Source organism: Nocardioides sp. (genome assembly GCF_047606145.1).
GTDB lineage: Bacteria > Actinomycetota > Actinomycetes > Propionibacteriales > Nocardioidaceae > Nocardioides.
Genome location: NZ_JASGET010000158.1, coordinates 1 through 6,610 on the forward strand (window position 1 = coordinate 1; position 6,610 = coordinate 6,610).

General features: G+C 69.2%; 5 protein-coding genes and 1 tRNA gene. 4 read left to right on the forward strand and 2 right to left on the reverse strand.

What is annotated here, in order from left to right:
• Positions 1-596: 596 nt before the first annotated feature.
• Entirely contained in the window at positions 597-1,868 is a 1,272-nt protein-coding gene (tyrS, locus tag QM638_RS21800) for a tyrosine--tRNA ligase (protein WP_415145565.1), read from the reverse strand.
• A 215-nt stretch (positions 1,869-2,083) separates the two neighbouring features.
• On the opposite strand from tyrS, the gene QM638_RS21805 reads away from it, so the two are divergent.
• Both QM638_RS21805 and QM638_RS21810 read left to right on the forward strand, forming a co-directional pair.
• The gene (locus tag QM638_RS21805; protein WP_415145566.1) at positions 2,084-3,481 is read left to right on the forward strand and encodes a serine/threonine-protein kinase; all 1,398 of its coding nucleotides are present in this window, start codon (positions 2,084-2,086) and stop codon (positions 3,479-3,481) included.
• 69 nt (positions 3,482-3,550) lie between these two features.
• Positions 3,551-3,955 carry a hypothetical protein gene (locus QM638_RS21810; protein ID WP_415145568.1) on the forward strand — a complete coding sequence of 135 codons (405 nt, stop codon included), beginning with the start codon at positions 3,551-3,553 and terminating at the stop codon, positions 3,953-3,955.
• Between the two features lie 26 nt (positions 3,956-3,981).
• Here the strand turns inward: QM638_RS21810 and QM638_RS21815 are convergent.
• A tRNA-Ile gene (locus QM638_RS21815) sits at positions 3,982-4,055 on the reverse strand.
• Between the two features lie 229 nt (positions 4,056-4,284).
• Between QM638_RS21815 and QM638_RS21820 the strand changes: the two genes are divergently transcribed.
• Positions 4,285-5,256 (forward strand): PDR/VanB family oxidoreductase, encoded by a 972-nt coding sequence (locus QM638_RS21820; protein ID WP_415145569.1) that lies wholly within the window; start codon positions 4,285-4,287, stop codon positions 5,254-5,256.
• A 114-nt stretch (positions 5,257-5,370) separates the two neighbouring features.
• The gene (locus tag QM638_RS21825; RefSeq protein ID WP_415145571.1) at positions 5,371-6,438 is read left to right on the forward strand and encodes an ABC transporter substrate-binding protein; all 1,068 of its coding nucleotides are present in this window, start codon (positions 5,371-5,373) and stop codon (positions 6,436-6,438) included.
• Positions 6,439-6,610: the final 172 nt, after the last annotated feature.

The following is a 6,610-nucleotide window of genomic DNA, read 5'->3' on the forward strand; positions in this document are numbered from 1 at the left end:
AAAAGCCAGAATCCACTGCCAAAACAAAACCATCAACCCCAACCCACCCCAAAAGGCAAGCCAGAACCGACAGGACAAACTAATTCATCGACTATAACACACTGTTGAGTTCTCAAGAATCACACACACCGCCGGTCGGAGCTTTCGCTCGTCCCGTTAGGTTCTACCTCGCAACCGTATCAGGCGATTTCGGTGCCTTGCAATTCGGCGTTCCCGCCTCCTCGCGCCCCGAAGAGCCACCCTTTTCGGCTGTTCAAACTTTAGCGGATCGGTCCGCTCCGTCAAATTCGGAGCCGGTGATCCTCACCCGCGTCAGCAGGTCGGATCGGGCGCTCGACAAACTGCCGAGTGCGACCGGTCCGGTCCGATGCTACGAAGGTGGCCGACCTGGGGCCGGGAGCCCGTCCCGATGGGCTTGCTCCCCGCCGCTCCCTGGCGACCCGGAGAACAGTACGGCATCTGCGGCGCGCCGCCAAATCGGGGCCTCATCGGCGTGGCGCGGACCGAACGACCCCTCGTACGCCGGCCCTACCGCCGGCCGAAGCGGCGCTCGGCGGTACCGCTTCGACCCGCGCGTGTGGACGCGTCTTGCCAGGTCAGGCGAGGTGTACGCCGGCGAACCGCTTCTTCCCTCGACGCAGCACGAGCCACTCGCCGGCCAACACGTCGCCGTCGGTCACCACCGCCTCCGGGTCCTCGACCCGGACGTTGTTGAGGTAGGCGCCCCCCTCACCGATCGTGCGGCGTGCCTCACTCCGACTGCTCGCGAGACCACTGTCCACCAACAGGTCGACCACCGCCGGCAGTCCACCGGCGCGCCGTACCTCGACCACGCCGGCCTCCCGCAGCGCCGCCGTCAGGGTCGCGCTGCTCAGTCTGTCCAGGTCGGCGCCGCCGAAGAGCGCGGCCGCCGCCTGTCTGGCCTGCTCGGTCTCCGCCGCGCCGTGCACCAGCGTGGTCATGTGGTCGGCGAGGGCCTTCTGCGCCGCGCGGAGGAACGGCTTCTCCGTCGTCTGGTGCTCGAGCTCCTCGATCTCCTCGCGATCGAGGAAGGTGAAGACCCGCAGCATCTCCCCCACCTTGGCGTCCTCGACGTTGAGCCAGAACTGGTGGAAGGCGTAGGGCGCCATCATCTCCGGGTCGAGCCAGAGCGCGCCGCCCTCGGTCTTGCCGTACTTCGTGCCGTCGGCCTTGGTGACCAGCGGCGTGGTGAAGGCGTGCACCGTCTCGCCGGTGACGCGTCGGATCAGCTCGACCCCACCGGTGATGTTGCCCCACTGGTCGGAGCCGCCGTGCTGAAGGCTGACGCCGTGCTCGCGGTGCAGGTTGAGGTAGTCCATCGACTGCAGCAGCACGTAGCTGAACTCGGTGTAGGAGATGCCGCTGTCCAGCCGCTTGCGGACGGTGTCGCGTGCCAACATCCGGTTGACCGGGAAGTGCTTGCCGACGTCGCGCAGGAAGTCGATCACCGTCACCGACGAGGTCCAGTCGTAGTTGTTGACCATCGTCGCCGCGTTCTCGCCGGCGAAGTCGAGGTACGGCTCGATCTGGCGGCGTACCCGCGCCACCCAGTCCTGGACGACCTCGGCGGAGTTGAGCGTGCGCTCGCCGGAGTCGCGTGGGTCGCCGATCATCCCGGTCGCACCGCCGACCAGCACGTACGGCGTGTGTCCGGCGCGCTGCAGACGCATCGCGGTGACGATCTGCAGCAGGTTGCCCATGTGCAGGCTGGGCGCGGTGGGGTCGAAGCCGATATAGAACCGCACGCTCCCCGCCGACAGCGCGCCGCGCAACGCGTCGCGGTCCGTCGAGTCGGCGATGAGACCGCGCCACTCGAGATCGTCGAGGAGGGTGGGATCGATGGGCACAGCAGGCCTTTCCGTGTCTGTCGGATGTGTCGGATCGTGCGGCCGAGCGGATCGCCCGGCACGTGCGCCTCCCCAAGCCTGCCGTATCGACGGCTGCACGGCCCACTCGATTCCCCGACCCGGCCGCGCCGACCCACCTCCGCCACCGCTGCCTCGCTCGAGGTTCGGCACGCCTGGCCCGAGCAACTACTCTCGTCGGGACGGGGAGGACGAGGTTGATCGCAGGCAGGTACACCCTTGACCGGGTGCTCGGACACGGTGGCATGGGAGCGGTCTGGCTGGGCACGGACGCGGTGCTCGGTCGATCGGTCGCGCTCAAGCAGCTCAGCGCGAGCGAGTCGGGCGGCGCCGCGCTGGCCCGTGCTCAGCGCGAGGCCCGACTGGCGGCGCGGCTGAGCCATCCGCATGTGGTCGCCGTCTTCGACATCGCCCAGGAGGGTGACCGGCCGTGGCTGGTGATGGAGTACGTCGAAGGCTCGACCCTCACCACCCTGGTGGCCGAGAAGGGGCCACTCTCCCCCGACCTCGCCGCCGACCTGATCCGCCAGATCGCCGAGGGGCTGGCCGCCGCGCACACGGCCGGGATCGTGCATCGCGATGTCAAGCCGTCCAACATCCTGGTCACCCCCGAGGGGCACGCCAAGCTCACCGACTTCGGGATCGCCCGTGGCAGTGACGGCGACGCCACCCTCACCCAGACCGGCATCGTCACCGGTTCCCCCGCCTACCTGGCACCCGAGGTCGCGGCCGGTGGCCGGTCGACCCCGGCGAGCGACGTCTGGTCGCTCGGCGCCACGCTGTTCCACTCGCTGACCGGCCAGGCGCCGTACGACGTCGGGGAGAACGTGCTCGGTGCGCTGTACCGGATCGTGCACGAGGAGCCCCCGCGCACGGACCGTGGCGGTTGGCTGTCCCCGTTGCTGGCGCACACGATGGTGCGCGATCCGTCGCAGCGCTGGAACATCGCACAGGTGCTCGCCTTCCTCTCCGGCGAGCCGGTCGGCGGCGGCACCCAGGAGCTGCAGCCGGTGACCCACCACCGCACACCACGCGCGTCCGAGTCGACGCCCGGGTCGAGCGGAGGGAGCCCGGCGGCCGGTCCGGCCGCGGTTCGTCGCGGCCGCGGGGGGCGACGACGCTTCCCCATCGCACTCGCCGCCGCAACCGCGATTGCCGCGGTGCTCGTCGCGCTGGTCGTCGTACTCCTGCTCACCCGGGGCGGCGACGGCACCGCCACCGACGACGGCGCCTCGCCGTCGGCGACGGACTCGTCGACCAGCAGCACCTCGACCGAGCCCACCGCCGCCGGCGTACGACAGTTCGTGCGGAGCTACCTGACGACCGCCGCCTCGGACCCGGCCGCCGGCTATGCGATGTTGACCGATTCGTACGCCGCCGCCAGCGGCGGCCTGAGCGGATACACCAACTTCTGGGGCCACGTGACCCGGATCGACGAGGTCACCGAGATCAAGCCACAGCTCGGCAGCGACCTCAGCGTCTCCTATCACTACAGCTACACCACCGACGACGGCCGTCGGACCACCGAGGACATCGAGCTCTCGCTCGTCTACCGCAACGGGAACTACCTGATCTCCGGCGGCCGCTCGCTGTGACGCGGCCGCTCCCGGCGACATCGGCGGTCCGCCGGCCGACCGCCGAGGCGGAGGACTACGATCAGGCCCGTGGCCGCATTCTTGATGGGACTCTTCGCCATTCAGCTCCTGCTGCTCCTCTATCAGTTCACCTTCCTGGCTGACGCCGGCCACGCCGACCGACTGGCGCCGGCCACCCGGATACCGGGCGGCATGGTGCTCGGCCAGCTGACCACCTCTGTCCTCGGCATGGCGCTCTGGCTGGGGTACCGGGTCTACGGCGACGAGGCATGGGCCTGGTGTGCGCTGGCCACGACGGCCATCACCGCGGTGATCGGGCTGTCCATGGACCGCCGTACCCGAGGCGCGAGCCCGGTGATCAACGGCGAGCTGACCGCCGAGAGCCGCATCCCGGACATCGCCCAGGGGCTGCTCGTCGTGGTCACCCTGGCGCTCTTCGTACTGGTGCTGCTCGTCGCCGCCGGCGTCTTCTGAGCCGCATCCGGACACCACGTCGTCGGTGGGCCGTGCGGGGCTTGAACCCGCGACCCAAGGATTATGAGTCCTCTGCTCTCACCAGCTGAGCTAACGGCCCGCCGAGACCCTACCGGTCCGCCCGCCGAAGTGCTCATGGAGGCCGGTTGCCCTCGGGCCGCAGCGGTGCGCACGCCCCATCGGGACACGACGAGTGGCCGCTCGGGGGTCGCTCCACGTCCTCGCGGTGGGGAGAGACCCGGTGGATGCCGGCCGGTGAGCGACCTACTGGCACAATGTTGCTGAAACTAACATTGCCGGACCGTCCCCCGTCTCGAGGAGCATCCGAGGTGAGCCTGACCGAACCCCTGAAGCTGCAGGTCGACGCCCTCCACCGACCGGTGACCGACGTACTGGTGCTGGACCTGGTGGCGGCCGGGGGCGACGACCTCCCGGCCTGGGAGCCGGGCGCCCACCTCGAGCTCGAGGTCGGCGCCGGAGTGATCCGCCACTACTCGCTGTGCGGCGACTCGGTCGATCCCGGCCGCTGGCGGATCGCCGTCCTGCGAGAGCCCGAGGGCCGGGGTGGCTCCCGGCTGCTGCACGAGTCGCTGGAGGTGGGTGCGCCGCTGGTGGTGCACCGGGTGCTGCAGCGCTTCACCATGCCTGCCCGACCCTCGTACGTCTTCCTCGCCGGCGGCATCGGGATCACGCCGATCGCGGCGATGGTGGCGCGAGCGGAGGCGGAGGGCGCCGACTGGAGGCTGTACTACCTGGGCCGGAGCAGGGACCGGATGTACCTCGCCGATGAGCTCGAGCGCCGCTGGCCGGAGCGCGTCGTCGTCCATCCCAGCGAGGAGCGGGGCCGACTGGACCTGACCGCGCTCGTCGGCGCGCTGCCCGACGGCACGTCCCTGGTCTGCTGTGGGCCCGACGGACTGACGCATCAGGCAGGCGCGGCCGCCCGCGCCCGGGGGCTGGACTTCCACCACGAGTCGTTCGGCGCCGATCCGCTCGCCGACAGTCCCGACGACGGCGGCCACCACACCGGCCCGGAGTCGTTCGAGGTGGAGTTGGCCAGCACCGGTGCCGTCGTGCCCGTCGGGGCCGACCAGACCGTGCTGGACGCGGTCGCCGACGCCGGGGCCATCGTGGTCTCCTCGTGCCGGGAAGGCTACTGCGGCACCTGCGAGACCGCCGTCCTGGCGGGTGCCGTCGACCATCGGGACACGGTCCTCACCCCCGAGGAGCAGCAGGACGCCACCGTGATGATGATCTGCGTGTCACGCTCGCTCGGGCCTCGGCTCGTCCTCGACCTGTAGCTCGGCCCAGGTTTCATCGGAACGGAACGCCGCCGTAACTCCGGCTTATCCGTTCGTCGGCATGTTGATTGGGTCAACATATGTTGCCGCCCCATCCTCCCGAAGCGAGATCCCATGGACCTTCTCTCTCGTCGTTCTCTGCTCAAGACGTCATTCGCCGGTGCCGGTGCGATCGGGCTCGGCAGCCTGGCGTCCGCCTGCGGCTCCTCGAACACCTCCACCGCATCCTCGTCCTCCTCGTCCTCCTCGTCGGCGGCCGCTGCCCGCGCCGTCGCCTACCAGCTCTCCTGGACCCACTCGGTCCAGTTCGGTGGCACCTACCTCGCCGTCAAGAACGGCTACTTCAGTGAGCTCGGGCTCGACGTGACCCTCGCTCCCGGCGGCTCGGACGTCGCGGGCGACGCCAACACCGTGAGCGGGAAGGTGCTCATGAACATCTCCGGCGCGGACGGCGTCGCACGCTCGAACCAGGAGGGTGCCGACCTCGTCATCATCGGCCGGCAGTACCAGAAGGCGCCCGCGACGATCCTCTCTCTCGCGGACGCCGCGCTGAAGACCCCCGAGGACCTGGTCGGCAAGAAGATCGGCGTCTCCAGCACCGACACCCCCGCCCTCGACGCCTTCCTCAGCATCAACGACATGAGCAAGGACGACGTCCAGTTCGTCCCCACCCAGTACGACGCCTCGGTGCTCACCGCCGGCCAGGTCGACGCCGTCTACTGCTTCTACATCGACCTGCCGATCGCCCTCCAGGCGCAAGGCATCGAGGGCCATTCGATGCTTCTCAGCGACTTCGGCTACAACCCGATGTCGCAGACCTACACGGTGCTGCGCTCCAGCCTCGAGGACGACGAGAAGCGCCAGGAGATCGTCGACCTGTTCAAGGGTGACGTGATGGGCTGGCAGGCCTTCCACGACAACCCGAAGGCAGCGGCGAAGCTCACCGTCGAGATGCACCCCGACGCCGGGCTGGACCTGAAGACCCAGAAGCTCCAGGCCGCCGCCGAGGTCGATATCATGTACTCCGCCGAGACCGAGGCCAACGGCTTCGGCTGGTACACCGACGACGACATCACCAAGAACCTGAAACTGTTCAAGATCCTCGGCATCAAGGGCTCCGACGAGTCGCTGTGGGACCACTCGATCCTCGACGAGGTCTTCGCCGACGGTCCGACCATCTGAGCCATCTGAGCCATCCGAGCCATCTGAGCCATCCGAGCCATCCGATAGGGCGTCGACCGCCGGGATGCTCGGCCCCACGGCGCCCGATCGGGATGGCGCCACCGCTGCCACGTCGTCGTGGTCTCGGCCCAAGCACACCGAGGCCGGTGCTCCGGGGTCGTCGTGGTCTCGG